The organism is Microbulbifer maximicatervae (SeqCode) (assembly GCF_052467065.1).
The window spans coordinates 708,392-723,458 of sequence record NZ_CP174299.1; the positions used below are offsets into that span (position 1 = coordinate 708,392).

Sequence of the window (15,067 nt, forward strand, 5' to 3'; positions counted from 1 at the left end):
GCGCCAGCCGAATAAAAGCTATTAAAGGGGCCTTAAAGGCCAACCAAGATTTGCGGAATGATTTGTGACTTATTTTCAAGTCATAGTCAAATCCGCTAAGATTGCCCGGCTTCCTAGAAGTACTGGAGCAAAGAACAATAAAGACTCGCGCCCTGTAGTTTCCTCTGGACTGCTCCCGATGTCTCCGCGGGTGTGAGATTACCGCGACAAGGAGAAAACCATGCATAACGCCAAGCGTAGCCTCGCAGCGGCCATAGCACTCGCAACAATAACAAGCTCTGCGGCTTTTGCCAAAGAGGCAGCCTTTTCCCAGGTTATCGCCTTCGGTGACAGCCTGACCGATGTCGGCAACTACGATGTATTCACTAATGGGGGCGACGATCGCGAAGTAGCCATTAGTCTTTTATCCCAGAATCTGGGCCTGGGTGCAGTAACTCCGTCTTGTGCAGGTATGGAATCTTCCTTTTGCCTACCCACCGTAGACCCCTCACTGAGTGCAGAGGAACTTGAAGCTTCCGTTACTGCTCAGATTGCTGCTGGCTTGAGCAATGCTGGTACAGGCTGGGCCGTAGGAGGGCATAAAGCAGCTGATGTTCTGATGAATATCATCGGTCCCGACAACTATGCAGCCTACCTGCAAGCATATGGCCTGGAGGCTGACCCGAGCCGTCATAACCTGTTAAGCGCCCTGATGCCAACCACTGGTGACGAAGGCTTAACTCCCAGCTACCCGGACTCCGAACTCCTGACCCAGTTGCTGGTACAACAGGCCACTGCAGCCCAATTAGTAGCCCAAGCCGAAGCTGCCCTGGCAGAAGGTGATACCGCAACTTATGCTGACCTGATGACCCAAGCTTCTGCTATGGGCGACGCCATTGAGGGCACCTTTGCTGATCTTATAACCACTACTGGAACTTCCGGTAACCCACACCCACTGGGAATGGGCTACTTGGAAAGCACCCTGGGAAGTGCTGATCACAACGCGCTTTATTGGGTAAACGGCGGTGGTAACGACTTACTCAGCGGTTTCGAAGATGTCGTCGCTGGCACCTCAACCATCGAAGAAGTCACTGCGGACCTAGACGTTGCATCAACTATGTTGGCAAGCGCAGCTGGCGCCCTATCCGATGCAGGTGCCAATTACATCCTCGTGTCCAATGTGCCGGATGTTAGCAAGACCCCCGGTGTTTACGCTGCAGCATATGAAGCCGTTTATTCCAGCGATGATGCAGACGCTCTGCAAGCCGCAGTTGAGGCTGGACTAATGAGCCAGGAGGATGCGGATGCTCAATTGGCCGCCGCCTTCGAAGAAGTACTTCTGGAAGCAAGTGCCACGTCTGAAACCTTCAACTCAGCACTGTTAGCTAAGGCCAAGGATATCGACGGCGTTCTGATGGTTGACCAGGCAGGTATCCTGAAAGTCGCCCTTAATAACCCGACCATCTTTGGCTTATCCTCCTCAGAGAACCAACTGTTCTGTTACGACGGCAGTGGCAACGACTGTATTGAGCACTCCGTTTACGGCATTAACGGCACTGACCCCGATGCAGACAAACTGATCTTCAACGACAGTGTTCACCCCACTCAAATTGGTCAGGAAATCCTCGGTGACTACTACACCGCAATCGTGAATGCTGCCCAGGTTGCCGGTCAGCTGCCGGATATCGCAATCCAGGCTACTCGCACCCACACCAACAGCCTTGACGAGAGCCTGGCCAGTGTTCGTTACCGGTCCGCTCAGACTGGCGTTTTCGCCGGCAGCTCCCTGGGTAACGTCGACTACGATACCGATTACACCGCCAATGTCAGGGGAGACGGCTACTCCAATATTCTCGGCCTGACTTTTGCCGTACGCGACAATGCGGAAATCGGTTTTGCAGTAAGCCGCTCCAATATTGATGTGGATAATTCACAGCTTGCTATTGATTCCACCTCGACCAACTACAGCGTTTTTGGCCGCATGCACTACGACATTTTCTTTGTCGAAAGTAACGCGACCCTGACCGATGTAGATTACGATGACGTCAGCCGCTCTATCTCTCTGGGCGACACATATAACGGTAACCTGACCGGGAATACCTCTGGCGAGAACTTGTCTTTGGGTATTACTGCCGGTGCCAACCTGCTCGACAGCGAAACCTTCCAGTTCGGTCCATTTGTAAGCTTTACCAAGGTAACTACGGATGTAGATGGCTACACCGAAGATGCCATCGAAGGCTTTACCTACACCGACCTGAGTGGCAATGAGCTCGACCCACTGGGTATGCACTACGGTGATCAGGAGCGCCGCCTGAGAAACATGCGTTTTGGTGCCTTCGCCAATAAGAGCTGGGACACCATTAATGCCTATGCAGAAATTTGGTACGAAGACACCAACGGTACCGAAGAAGACACTATTGAAGTGGGTGTAAAATCCATGGAAGGCAATATGAATGCCATGCCTAGCTATGCCAGTGTCGACGAAGGTATCTTCAACGGTGGTATGGGTATGATTGCCGGTATCCGCTGGCAAGCAGCTGACGCTATCGCAGTTAGCGCAACTGTCGCTTCCCGCCCGACGACTGAATCTGCCTCTGTCAATTTGACCTACCGCTTCTAAGTGGTAACTGTGCCCCCTCTTCCAGGGGGCACAGCCTCCCCTTCTATTTAGCTACGATTCTTCTCACCTCACAGCCTTCCCTCATCAGTGAAACTGAAAAAATAGGGTCCGTCCAAATGCTCCGATTGGAAACTGACAACCTGGTTATTCAAGAGCTTAATGAAGACCGGGATAACAGTTTAATGCTGGCACTACTCAATGATGCCGATTTTCTAAAGAATATTGGCGACCGCGGAATTCGCACAGAAAGTGAGGCTCGCAACTATATCCTAAATGGTCCCATTGCCATGTATCGTGAGCACGGTTTTGGTATGTACAAAGTGTCCTTGAAAAATGGCACTGCAATAGGCATCTGCGGACTGGTTAAGCGAGAGGGGCTCAATGGAGCCGATATTGGCTTTGCCTTTTTACCCGATTATCGTGGCCAGGGTTTTGCTTTAGAAGCTGCCAAAGCTGTAATGACGTACGCCAGGGATATACTGGGATTAACGCGAATCCTTGCGATTGCACAACCAGAAAATAAACCCTCTATCCGATTACTGGAAAAACTCGGCCTAGCCCACGAGAAGCAAATTGTATTGCCAGGCGAGACTGAGAAACTGGCTTTAATGGCCTGGCACAAAGACGCAGCTGAAATAACAAACTAGAATAAAAACTATTTCTTAAGAAAGTTATTCTGATATACAACGTCGCTGCACCTTGATAATAAAAATACCACACAGACCTTGTGGTTTTTCATTGACATGCAACCATGCTGGTCTAGTCTCCAACTTACTATTAAGGAGAGGACTGCCATGATTATCGCAACCGATATGCCAGAAGTCAGTCGATGTGCCGCCAGCCAATGTGCTTATAACGCCAATGATGCTTGCCACGCCAGAGCAATTACCATTGGTGACGGTGCCGATCCCGACTGTGATACTTTCTTCACCAACTCCCGTCATACAAGCAGCTCCCGTACCGCCGGCGTTGGTGCCTGCAAAATGGAAGACTGTAAATTTAATGATGACTTCGAGTGCTCAGCAGAAAGCATTCAAATTGGGCTGACAGGAAAATCCCAGCACTGTCAGAGCTACACTCACTGACTAGGCAACCAACAACCCAATAAAAAAGCCCGGATCAATACTCACCGGGCTTTTCTATTAATCGGGGGCGATTAACTCACAGGTTCAAGTGAAGCCTCTTTTGAGCCCTCACTCACCGCAGTGCGAGGTTCCCATACAATCCCCTTGGTATCCACGTGTTGTTTAAATAAAGGCTGATAATGAGCTTCAAGTACCTTTCGCTTAATCTTTAGTGTCGGCGTTAGGAATTCATTGAGGGGCGTCCACTCTTCCTTGGTAATAAAGATAGTCTTAATCCGCTCATGTTGCGGTAACTTATCATTTACCGAAGTCAGTAGTTTCTGCAAATGCTCATTGACTTCCTCCCGTGGTAATTTTTCAGCAGACTCGGAGATAGTCACCAGCATTACCGGCTGATCCATACCGTGCCCCAGAACACAGAGCTGCGCCAGCATAGTCTCATTACCAAAAAATCCTTCGAGTCGGCTGGGCTGAATAAACTTGCCTTTACTGGTTTTGAAGGTTTCTGAAATACGCCCAGTGATATGTACCAGACCGTCCTTATCAATAAAACCAGAATCACCCGTGTGGTAATAACCGTCCCGTATTACCTCCGCGGTTTTTTCCGGTTCAAGATAGTATCCCTTCATCAAGGAACCGCTCTTAAAGAGTATCTCCCCTTCCTCAGAAATCTTAACTTCACAGCCATGGTAAGGCTTACCAACCGTCCCCGGCACAGGATCTTCCCCCGGCGGAGCAAAGCAACCATAGATAAAGTTCTCCGTCATACCATAACCATCAGCCACCTTCATTCCCATACGGTGGTACCAGCGAAGTAACTCAATGGAAATAGGGGACGCGCCGCTAACCAATATTTCTGCATCATCCAACCCCAGACCATTGCGAACTTTCTTTCTCAACCAGGTATTGATTCCAGGAATACGTAGCAGTACTTCTTGCAGTGAAGGCGGGATTTTTTCATCAATACCCTCTTTAAACTTGGTCCAAAGGCGAGGAACCGAGAAGAACATCGTCGGGCGCGTACGCTTTAAATCTTCCAGGAAAGTATCCAGAGATTCGGGGAAATGAATTGGGGTACCAGAATACAAACAATGGAATTCAACCAGTATCCGCTCTGCGGCATGGGCTAAGGGCAAATAAGAAAGAACACGGTCATTTTCATCCATTCCATAACCGCGAATCATATTCGGGGAGACAAAAACCACCGAAGACCAGCTATGCATAACCCCTTTTGGATTACCTGTAGTTCCAGAGGTGTACATGATCGTAAAGATATCATCCAGATCAAAAGTCGGCTTCTCCTCAAAGCGCTCACTCTCTTTGATTAGGGTTTCCAGATCCTGGTCACAACGGATCTCACAGCGCTGGATAGCGACCGAGGGCAGCATATCAGCAACTTCCTGTAGAGCCGCATTATTGTCGGTGGCCCCACAGAAAAGCATCTTCGATTCAGAGTGCTGTAAAACATAAGTCATCGAGGAGACAGATTGACCAGGGTAAAGCGGCACGCTGATCATTCCCGCCAGCATGATACCCACATCCACAATAATCCAGTCTGCACAATTTTTGCCGTGAATAGCGATGCGATCACCGGGCTCGTACTGAGCGCGCAAGTAGCCAGCAATCCTGCGGGCCCGATCCATTACCTCACCCCAAGTATAGTCTCTCCATTGCCGCTGCTGCATTTGGCGAAGAAAGACCGTATCAGCCTGCTGCGCCTCCCTCTGGTAAAGAAGCTCTAAAGGTTGCAGGCCCTTCACCTTCTCGTACTTTTCTTCCGGGGTCATCGCTAGTCCTCTCTGATTATTGTGTTTTTTTTAATTATGAGCAGTATCATTTGTCCGGGCAGATTGCACCAATATGCAGCACACCCTGAGCGGAGTTACCAAGATAACTAAGCAGTAAAGCCATTAAATAACGACTTTTAGCCGGCTTGGCTAGATCCGCCGAATGAATATGGCAGATGAAACACCTAAAAAGGCAGAATCTCTGACAGTTATTGTTTTACCTTAAGTTACTGAAGATCGGCTATTAGTGCAATTATTGTTACCAACTGGAAAATGCGGATGACTGGTCACAAATAGCCAGGCTCTTTGCCACCTAATTGGGACATCAGGCCTAACAAAAGTATCTCTTTTATCAGGGCTCTACTTACTAATAGAACTAAAAACTACTGCATTGTGGTACACAGTGTCACATGAATGTAATTAAAATTATTTTTGATTTCTTAAAAATTTAATCCGCACCAATTTCTAATTTGATTTCAGGGTTACAGAAAAACAACCTTAGACAACAAGCAAAAAAAATAGCAACACCCAACTTAAAAGTCCGAAAACTACAAAAGCTTTCTTTTAGTAAGCGCGAGCATTCAGGCAAACTAAAAACGACAAAAACCCGCGGAGACTTAAAATCTATTTAAGGCAATTATTACATTAACCTTAATTTAATTAAGAACACTAACAGCTCTTAAATATTGAAAATAGCCACCTCAACACTTCAGAGAAAATAACTTTAATTTCTCAATCAAGAATATACTTTCAGAGCTCGCAACACCAAAAGCATTGTCAGTTTTGTATAAAAATAGATGTGTTTAACTGGGCGTTAAAAGCGAGATTGAGGAGGGAGAAATTGGGAGAGGGATGTGAAAAATACTTCCCTCTCCTACAAGTTGTATTAACCTACCTTTTCTCCATGAGCCTGCTTATCGGCATGATAGGAAGAGCGTACCAAGGGACCACAGGCCGCGTGCTTAAAGCCGATTTGCTCGGCGTAGCGGCGATACTCTTCAAACTCATCCGGGTGGACGTAGCGTTGTACCGGCAAGTGCTCTTTACTCGGTTGCAGATACTGGCCGATCGTAAGCATATCGATATCATGCTCGCGCATATCGTCCATTACCTGGAAAATTTCCTCTTTCTCCTCACCCAGGCCAACCATCAACCCGGACTTGGTCAGTACGTCAGGGCGACGCTTTTTGTATTCCTGCAGCAGCTTTAAAGACCACTTGTAATTGGCACCGGGACGAGACTCTTTATACAGGCGTGGCACAGTTTCCAAATTGTGGTTAAACACATCCGGAGCTTCTTTCTCCAGAATTTCCAGCGCTACATCCATACGGCCGCGGAAATCCGGGGTGAGAATTTCCACTTGCAGGTTCGGGGATTGCGCTCTCGATTCACGAATACAATTGGCAAAATGCTCGGCGCCACCATCGCGCAAGTCATCCCGGTCAACAGAGGTGATTACCACATAGCGCAAACTCATTGCAGCAATGGCATCTGCCAGGTTCTTAGGCTCTTCCGGGTCCAGTGGATTGGGCTTACCGTGGCCCACATCGCAGAAAGGACAGCGACGGGTACAGATTTCACCCATGATCATAAATGTCGCGGTACCGCCACTAAAGCACTCTCCCAAATTAGGGCAGCTCGCCTCTTCACAAACCGTTGACAGTTTTTGTGAGCGGAGAATACTTTTGATGCGATCCACTTCTTTTGAAGCGGGAACCTTTACGCGAATCCAGTCAGGCTTACGCAGCAGGTTATCGCTGGCAATTACCTTCACCGGGATACGCTCTACCTTATCGCCATCGCGAAGTTTCTCCCCCTGCTGGAGGCGGCGAGTGCGCTTAACGGGCACCAGGTCGGGTTTATCAGCCATTACTTAATTCCTGCTGTTCTGCGCTCAGCTGCGCAAATACTTTTTCATCAATGGGTTGCCACTGGGCGTCGGGCAACTGAAGAGTGTGGAGAAGCTCGCGTACAAAAATCTCGGCGACCTGGCTCCAACTCGGGGTTGGTTCCAATATTTCTGCCATCTGCACCATCTGCATCCCCGCATAGCCACAGGGGTTGATCCGCAGGAATGGAGCCAGATCCATATCGATATTGATGGCGATACCGTGGAAACTGCACCCCCGCCGAACTCGCAATCCGATAGAGGCAATCTTACTTCCCGCACGGGGGCCTTCAGTGAGGTAGACCCCGGGCGCATCGGCCCTGGGCGCCGCTGCAACACCAAAAGTTTCCAGCATTGCCACCGTGGCAGTCTCCAGGGCAGTGACCAGATCACGCACTCCGATTTTTGCTCTGCGTAGGTCCAACAATGGGTACACCACCAACTGGCCGGGGCCGTGATAAGTCACCTGTCCCCCACGATCCACCTGAACCACGGGTATATCACCGGTATTCAGCAGGTGCTCGGCTTTGCCTGCCTGCCCCTGGGTGAAAACCGGCTCGTGCTCTACACACCAGATCTCGTCGACACTTTCACCATCGCGACTATCGGTATAGCGCGACATGGCCTGCCAGACACTCTTGTAATCTCGCCGCGCAAGATCGCGAACAATGGTCATCAGAGCACCATATGCACAGCGGGGTGCTGTTTCAGTTCTTCAAATAATGCTTTGAGCTGCTCCTCACCAGTGGCGAGGATAAAGAAAGTCATTGAGGTGAATTTACCAGTACTACTGTCACGCAAGGTAACGCGCTCTTCATCCAGGCCGGGGGCATGGCGACGCATCACATCCAGTACAAATTCGTGCGCCTCATCATTGGCATCACGCACGACCTTGACCATGTAGTCTTCGCAGGGAAATTCAATTTTCGGGGCTTTTTGATTGGGATCTTGACTCATACCACTCTCCGGGGCCGGGCTGTTAGATATTGAGAAAAGCTTAGGCACAGCCGGGCGGCGATTATACAGCGGCTAAACAGCAGTGGACAGTGAGCAAAAGGGGAAGTGGACAGAGAGTGGGGAGGGATGGACAGGGATGGGAATCATTCCCATCCCTAAATCAGCATTTAGCTAAAAAAGCCCATTACGAAGCGCTTGATGGAGTCCCACATGCGCTTGAAGAAACCGGCACGCTCCACATCTTCGGCAGCAACGGCTTTAACATCGGCGACAGTCTCACCATCCAGGGTCACAACAACTTTACCCACTGGCTGGCCCTTCTGCACAGGCGCTTCCAGCTCACCATCCACAATCAGGTCGGCCTTAATGCCTTCCTCACCGCCTCGGGGGATGGTAACGAATACATCTTTAGCTACGGCAATACCCACGCTGGGCTCTTTACCACCCCAGACACGCTCCGTCTGCAACTCTTCACCCTGACCGTAGACCTTGTGGGTTTGGTAGTAGCGGAAGCCGTAGGCCAGCAGTTTTTGGGTTTCAGAGGCGCGCTTCTCATCACTGTCGGTGCCGACAACAATAGCAACCAGGCGCATGCCGCGCTTCATTGCAGAAGCCACCAGGCAGTACCCTGCTTCTTCCGTATGACCGGTCTTAATTCCGTCTACAGAGGAGTCGCGCCACAGCAAACGGTTGCGGTTGGGCTGGTTAATGCCGGAGTAGCTGAAATACTTCTCGGAATAAATATCGTAATGCTCCGGGTGGTCCATTATCAGCGCACGCGCCAGTACACCCAGGTCATGGGCAGTCGTTACATGCCCCTCTGCAGGCCAGCCAGTGGCGTTGACGAAGTTAGTATCTTCCATGCCCAGCAGCTCTGCCTGCTGGTTCATAACTTCGGCAAAGACCTCTTCGCTACCGGAGACGTGTTCTGCCAGGGCGATACTCGCATCGTTACCGGACTGAATAATCACACCGCGCATCAAGTCGATAACCGGCACCTGGTCACCCACTTTGACAAACATCTTGGAGCCACCCTTACGCCAGGCCTTTTCAGAGATACGAACCATATCGTTTTCTTTGATGCTCCCCTTAAGGATCTCCTCAGAAACGATATAGGCCGTCATCATCTTGGTTAGGCTTGCCGGCGGTACCGGAGTATCCGCCTCGTGCTCAACCAGGACCTGACCGGTATTGGCATCTAAGAGCAGGTAAGACTTTGCCGCCAATTGAGGCGGTGCAGGGATAAGAGATTGCGCCTGGGCCAGGCCCGCACATAACAACAGGAAAGAACAGGCGATAATCCGTGTGATCATAGGTATATGTCTCGTCATTCCTCGTTTTCGTTGGCTTAACCTGCAACGAAATCTACAAGGTTAATCAGCGGCACTAGAGCTTGTCACCAAACGCCGCCTATCATTACAAAATTACAAAATACAAGAAAAAACGCGTCAATGCGCACTATTTTGTGAACGGGTATTCAAATGACTGCCGCCGATAGCATCAGTCACAATCATTTAAGGCAGATATCGCCCTTACCTATTGATACCCAAAAGCCCACAACACTATTCGTAAACTACTTGTGGCTGTCCAAATTGCTTTTGCTCAACAGTTTCCCGCGCTGTTGCCAAAGCTCTCTGCTGGGTGAGTGGGCCAATTCGAACTCGATAATAAGTCTTGCCGCCACTCTGAACAGAACTAACAGCAACAGGATAGTCAATGGCCGCTGCCAATTGGGTGCGAATTTCCTGGGCCTGCGCGGAACTGCTATAAGCACCAACTTGCAGATAGGTATTGTCGGGCAACTTGATAGTCGTATCTTCCGCCAAACCAGCGGTGCCATCACTATTGGCCAGTACTTCATTGGCCGCCGGCAACGCGGCCGGGTCCAGAGCCTCTACCTCAACCCGAGCAATGCCTTTATCAATGTATCCGAGCTTTTGCGCAGCAGTATAACTGAGGTCGATGATGCGCCCGTGCACAAAGGGCCCCCGATCGTTTACCCGCACGATAATACTGCGGCCATTGTCGAGATTGGTGACCTTGGCATAGCTGGGCAGTGGTAGCGTTTTATGGGCAGCAGACATGGCATACATATTGTAGACCTCGCCATTTGCAGTGCGTCGGCCGTGGAATTTTGTTCCATACCAGGAAGCCTGCCCCACCTCTTTATAGCCCTTGACGTCATTGCGTACACGATACGTGACACCGTTGACCTTATAAGGGGATTTATTGCCGGCGTCGCCGATCGGCTCTCGGACAGGGATCGGCTCAGGGGCTGCTTGCATATTTACCGGAGCAGCAGGGCCACTATCCTTGATGCTATTAAAGTCCGGTTGCTTGGTGTTTTCGGTTTTCTGTGGTTTTGGCTGCGGGCCACTACAGGCCGCTAATATCAGGACCGCCAGGGCCACTCCCCAACGCGCTTTGCACTGAAACATAATCCCCCCGGCGCGCGACAACTTATTGCTGCCGTCTCCAAGCCGCTATTATCTGGAACTGCTAAATAAAATAGAAAAATATGAACGCTAAAAACCCAAATGGTTCCCTCCATTTGGGTTAAATTTAGCTGCGGGACTGAAGCCGCCTTAAGACTTGCCGCCTCTCGCTTTAACGATCTCTTGGGCCAGGTCATTGACGGCCATAGCGTAGAGACGACTGCGGTTATAGCGGGTGATAGTCGCGAAATTATTCAAACCGAGCCAATACTGTTTTCCCTGCTCAGTTTGCAGGGAGAATACGTTGGCCGGCATTTCCGGAGCCACCTGGCTAGTAGCGTTAAAGCCTTTGTCCGCCAATTCTCCAACGGTCCACTGCGGCTGCAGAGTATCGTTGACGATTGTCATGTCCGCATTCGGGCGGGGGCTGGCCAGTACCGCGACCGGTTCACCGGGCTTCCATCCATGTTTGACGAAATAGTTAGCCACACTGCCGATCGCATCGGTAGGGTTATTCCATATATCTGCCTTGCCATCGTCGCTGAAGTCCACCGCATAAGAACGGTAGCTTGAAGGCATGAATTGACCGTAGCCCATAGCCCCAGCATAAGAGCCCTTGAGAGCCAAGGGGTCCATATCCTGCTCACGAGTCAGCAGAAGGTAATTTTCTAACTCTTTGGTAAAAAACGCAGAGCGACGGGGGTAGTTAAATGCCAGCGTGGAAAGTGCATCCAAAACCCGGTAGCCGCCCATATTACCGCCGTATCGGGTTTCAATTCCGATGATGGCAACAATCATCTCTGCCGGTACACCGTATTTCTTTTCAGCCTCAGCCAGGGCCTCGGCGTTTTGATCCCAGAAGTCCACCCCACCGGCAATGCTCTGCGGGGTGAGAAACAATTTGCGATACTCGTGCCAGGGCTTGGCTTTCTCGGCTGGCCGTTTGATCGCCTTTAGAATGGAATCTTTGCGCTTGGCCTCACGCATCAGAGTCTGCATTTCTTCGCGATTAAAATCGTGCTCTTCCACCATATAATCTACGAATTCTTGCGCTTGTTTATTATTTCCATGACCCGGTTCCTGCGCACAGGCGGCGAGGGCCAGTCCCATCCCGATTAATAATCCCGAGGTCCACTTCAAAACGACCGCTCCTGTCTTCATCTCGCGTCTCTAAATCCGGTTATTGTCCCTATGCAGTGTTCCTCAAAAGTGAACTCTGCGCCGCTCAGTGCCAACAGCCATCAACAAGCCAAATCCGGCCATCAATGTAATCAAGGATGTCCCGCCGTAACTAATCACTGGCAAAGGCACCCCCACCACCGGCAACAATCCTGTAACCATACCAATGTTTACAAATACATAGACAAAAAAAGTGAGGGTAATACTCCCCGCCAACAGTCGGCCAAATACGTGCTGGGCCATAAAGCTGATGTAAATGCCGCGGGAAATAATCAGTACATATAGCAAAAGCAGCAACAGGGCGCCGCGCATACCCCACTCCTCCGACAGTACCGCGATAATAAAATCGGTATGGCTCTCCGGCAGGAAATCGAGCTGTGACTGGGTTCCCTGCAGGTAGCCTTTGCCGTAAACACCACCGGAGCCGATAGCCGCTTTGGAGTTAAATATATTCCAACCAGCACCAAAACGGTCATCATCTGGGTTGAGTAGGGTCAAAATTCGCTGCCGCTGGTAATCGTGGAGCCCCCAGTGCCAAATTGGATAGGCAGCAACCAACAGCGCCATTGCTGCCGCACTGATCATCTTCCAACTCAACCCCGCTAGATACAGGGCAAAAAGACCGGACGCCGCAATCAGGATCGAAGTCCCCAAATCCGGTTGCCGTACGATAAGAGCTGCGGGAATCGCCACAATTGCCAAAGCTCCAATCACTGTGGTCAGTGATGGCGGCAAACGGCGTTGATGCAGGTAAGCTGCCACTGCCATGGGGACACCGAGCTTCATCACTTCCGATGGCTGGAAGCGAAACCCGCCTATCTCCAGCCAGCGCTGTGCCCCCATCGCCTTGGTACCAAAGAACAATACCCCAACCAATAGCGCACAACCGGCCAAATAGGCCCAGGGGGACCAGCGCCGATAAAAATCCAGGGGGATTTGCGCAACGATAAACATGCCCACAAAGGCCACGCACATAAAAATTGACTGGCGCCGCACATAGTTCATATCACCGCCAGAAGCGCTGTACAGCACTCCAAGTCCTACAGCGGCCAACACCAACAACAGCACCAGTAGCGGTATATCAATATGCAGGCGGCGTGAGAGACTGATCGGCTTGCGCAGACTGCCGTGGGCATCTGACAAACGGTGGGAGAAATCGCGACTAGCCATTGCCAGCCCCCTCGCTCAAATAAGTGGTATCCGCCGTCTTTTGCGGTTCCAACTGCGGGCGTGACATCCACTCCGCAAATAGCTCTCTTGCCACCGGAGCAGCAACCTTGCCGCCGCCCTCGCCATTCTCAACCAGTACCGAAACAGCGATACGGGGGTTATCCACAGGCGCGAAAGCCACAAACAGGGCGTGGTCTCGGTGGCGCTCTTGCAGGGCCTCTGAGTCATAGCGCTCCCCCTGGGCAATGCCGACCACCTGAGCGGTACCGGACTTACCCGCCACGCGGAAATCCAGATCTTTACCTGCCCGTTTCCCCGTACCGGTACTGTGGTTGACTACAGCCTCCATTCCCTCGAATACCAAATCCCAGTGATCAGGGCGGGCCTCGAGGTTGTGCAGTATCTCGGGAGGTTGCTCCACCCCGTTGATCGACTTGACCATCTGCGGGCGGTAGTGGGTGCCGCGATTGGCAATCGTGGCAGTCATTACTGCAAGCTGCAGTGGCGTCGCCAACACAAAACCCTGCCCCAGCACCGCATTCAAACTGTCACCGGGGAACCAGGGCATTCCGCGGGCGCCGCGCTTCCAATCTCTAGAGGGAAACAACCCGGAGCGTTCCATGGGCAGATCAATTCCGGTCTTGCTGCCCAAGCCAAAATGAGAGGCGATGCTGTGCATATCATCGATATCCCAGCGGTGCGCCATATCCCAAAAGTAGACGTCACAGCTCTGCGCCATGGCCTGTATCAGATCCACTTTCTCACCGTGCCCCCAGCGCACGTGGTCGCGGTAGATGCGCGGATCGTTGGGCAGCTTGTAAAAGCCGGGGTCCTTGACTGTACTCTCTCGGGTAATAATGCCCGCCTGGAGTCCACCCAGCCCCATCAACGGCTTTAAAGTGGAACCCGGTGGATACTGACCCTGCACCGCCCGATTAAACAGGGGCACATCGAGGGAATCGCTGAGGGCGCGATAGTCGGCAAAGCTGATGCCGGTCACAAACAAGTTGGGGTCGAAGGACGGCTTGCTGACAAACGCCAACACGCCACCGCTATTTACATCGATCGCAACTACTGCACCGCGGCGATCTCCCAGGGCATCAGAGGCGACTTGTTGCAGTTGAGCATCCAGGTTGAGCACCAGATCCGAGCCCGGTTTGGGGTCCTGGCGCTCCAGTACTCGTAAAACCCGGCCACGAGCATTAATTTCAACATTTTCATAACCGACCTCTCCGAGCAGGAGGTCCTCGTAGGAGCGTTCCAACCCAACCTTACCGATGCTGCGGGTACCGCGATAGCGGCGCACATCATCCTCGGTAAAGTTACTCAGGTCCCGGTCACTGATTCGCCCCACATAGCCCACACTGTGGGCAAATAAATCCCCGAGGGAGTAGTAGCGCACCAACTCCGCCTCCACTGACACCCCTGGCATACGGAATTGATTAACACTGATCCGTGCGATTTCATCTTCGTTCAATCGAAACCGGAGAGGCACTGGCTCATAGGGGCGCCGGCGCTTGAGGCGTTTTTGGAACTTGGTGACATCATTTTCATCGAGTCGCACCAGGTTACCGATCAGCTCTAAAGTGGCATCCATATCGCGCACGCGCTCGCGAACAATCGACAAGTTATAACTGGCGCGGTTATCGGCTAGCAAAATGCCATTGCGGTCATAGATCAATCCACGGGTTGGCGCGACCGGGCGCACCTGGATACGGTTCTCATCAGATTGAGTGCGGTAGTCTTCGTAATTAACCACCTGGAGGTTGTAGAAACGCGCTACGAGAACACCCAGTAAAAAGATAACCCCCACTAGCGCCACCAACATACGATTGCGAAACAATCGCTGCTCGGTATGGGGGTCCTTGAGATGGTAATCGTGCGGCATCAGAATTTATTCGATGGTTTTTGACTGGCGTGCAAAAAATCTAATTCCCTACATTAACACAGGGCGAGTCAGGAGAGAG

General features: G+C 51.3%; 12 protein-coding genes. 3 read left to right on the forward strand and 9 right to left on the reverse strand.

What is annotated here, in order from left to right; all coding sequences use genetic code 11:
- Window positions 1-220 precede the first annotated feature (220 nt).
- The 3 genes from ACJJI1_RS03260 (at window position 221) to ACJJI1_RS03270 (ending at window position 3,684) form a co-directional block, all read left to right on the forward strand.
- The gene (locus ACJJI1_RS03260; RefSeq protein ID WP_444958527.1) at window positions 221-2,599 is read left to right on the forward strand and encodes an autotransporter domain-containing protein; all 2,379 of its coding nucleotides are present in this window, start codon (window positions 221-223) and stop codon (window positions 2,597-2,599) included.
- A gap of 116 nt (window positions 2,600-2,715) precedes the next feature.
- A complete protein-coding gene (locus tag ACJJI1_RS03265; protein WP_444958528.1) occupies window positions 2,716-3,246 on the forward strand; it encodes a GNAT family N-acetyltransferase in 531 nt (176 codons plus the stop codon).
- A gap of 147 nt (window positions 3,247-3,393) precedes the next feature.
- On the forward strand, window positions 3,394-3,684 hold the full coding sequence (locus tag ACJJI1_RS03270) for a DUF1540 domain-containing protein (protein WP_413663139.1): 291 nt from the start codon (window positions 3,394-3,396) through the stop codon (window positions 3,682-3,684).
- A gap of 71 nt (window positions 3,685-3,755) precedes the next feature.
- Here the strand turns inward: ACJJI1_RS03270 and ACJJI1_RS03275 are convergent, their stop codons facing one another.
- From ACJJI1_RS03275 to mrdA, 9 genes are all read right to left on the reverse strand, one after another.
- On the reverse strand, window positions 3,756-5,471 hold the full coding sequence (locus ACJJI1_RS03275; RefSeq protein ID WP_444958529.1) for an AMP-binding protein: 1,716 nt from the start codon (window positions 5,469-5,471) through the stop codon (window positions 3,756-3,758).
- Window positions 5,472-6,357: 886 nt separating this feature from the next.
- Complete coding sequence (lipA, locus tag ACJJI1_RS03280; protein WP_444958530.1) at window positions 6,358-7,341, reverse strand: lipoyl synthase; 984 nt, start codon at window positions 7,339-7,341, stop codon at window positions 6,358-6,360.
- Entirely contained in the window at window positions 7,334-8,035 is a 702-nt protein-coding gene (gene lipB, locus ACJJI1_RS03285) for a lipoyl(octanoyl) transferase LipB (protein ID WP_282931474.1), read from the reverse strand. The genes lipA and lipB overlap by 8 nt, the downstream gene beginning before the upstream one ends.
- Window positions 8,035-8,316: an HP0495 family protein gene (locus ACJJI1_RS03290; protein WP_282931473.1), complete on the reverse strand. Its 282-nt coding sequence runs from the start codon at window positions 8,314-8,316 to the stop codon at window positions 8,035-8,037. The genes lipB and ACJJI1_RS03290 overlap by 1 nt, the downstream gene beginning before the upstream one ends.
- Before the next feature lie 167 nt (window positions 8,317-8,483).
- Entirely contained in the window at window positions 8,484-9,629 is a 1,146-nt protein-coding gene (locus tag ACJJI1_RS03295) for a D-alanyl-D-alanine carboxypeptidase family protein (RefSeq protein ID WP_282931472.1), read from the reverse strand.
- A gap of 249 nt (window positions 9,630-9,878) precedes the next feature.
- Complete coding sequence (locus tag ACJJI1_RS03300; RefSeq protein ID WP_282931471.1) at window positions 9,879-10,754, reverse strand: septal ring lytic transglycosylase RlpA family protein; 876 nt, start codon at window positions 10,752-10,754, stop codon at window positions 9,879-9,881.
- A 147-nt stretch (window positions 10,755-10,901) separates the two neighbouring features.
- Window positions 10,902-11,912 carry a lytic murein transglycosylase B gene (mltB, locus tag ACJJI1_RS03305; protein ID WP_444958531.1) on the reverse strand — a complete coding sequence of 337 codons (1,011 nt, stop codon included), beginning with the start codon at window positions 11,910-11,912 and terminating at the stop codon, window positions 10,902-10,904.
- A 42-nt stretch (window positions 11,913-11,954) separates the two neighbouring features.
- Window positions 11,955-13,100: a rod shape-determining protein RodA gene (gene rodA, locus ACJJI1_RS03310; RefSeq protein WP_444958532.1), complete on the reverse strand. Its 1,146-nt coding sequence runs from the start codon at window positions 13,098-13,100 to the stop codon at window positions 11,955-11,957.
- On the reverse strand, window positions 13,093-14,988 hold the full coding sequence (gene mrdA, locus ACJJI1_RS03315; protein ID WP_444958533.1) for a penicillin-binding protein 2: 1,896 nt from the start codon (window positions 14,986-14,988) through the stop codon (window positions 13,093-13,095). The genes rodA and mrdA overlap by 8 nt, the downstream gene beginning before the upstream one ends.
- Between the last annotated feature and the right edge of the window lie 79 nt (window positions 14,989-15,067).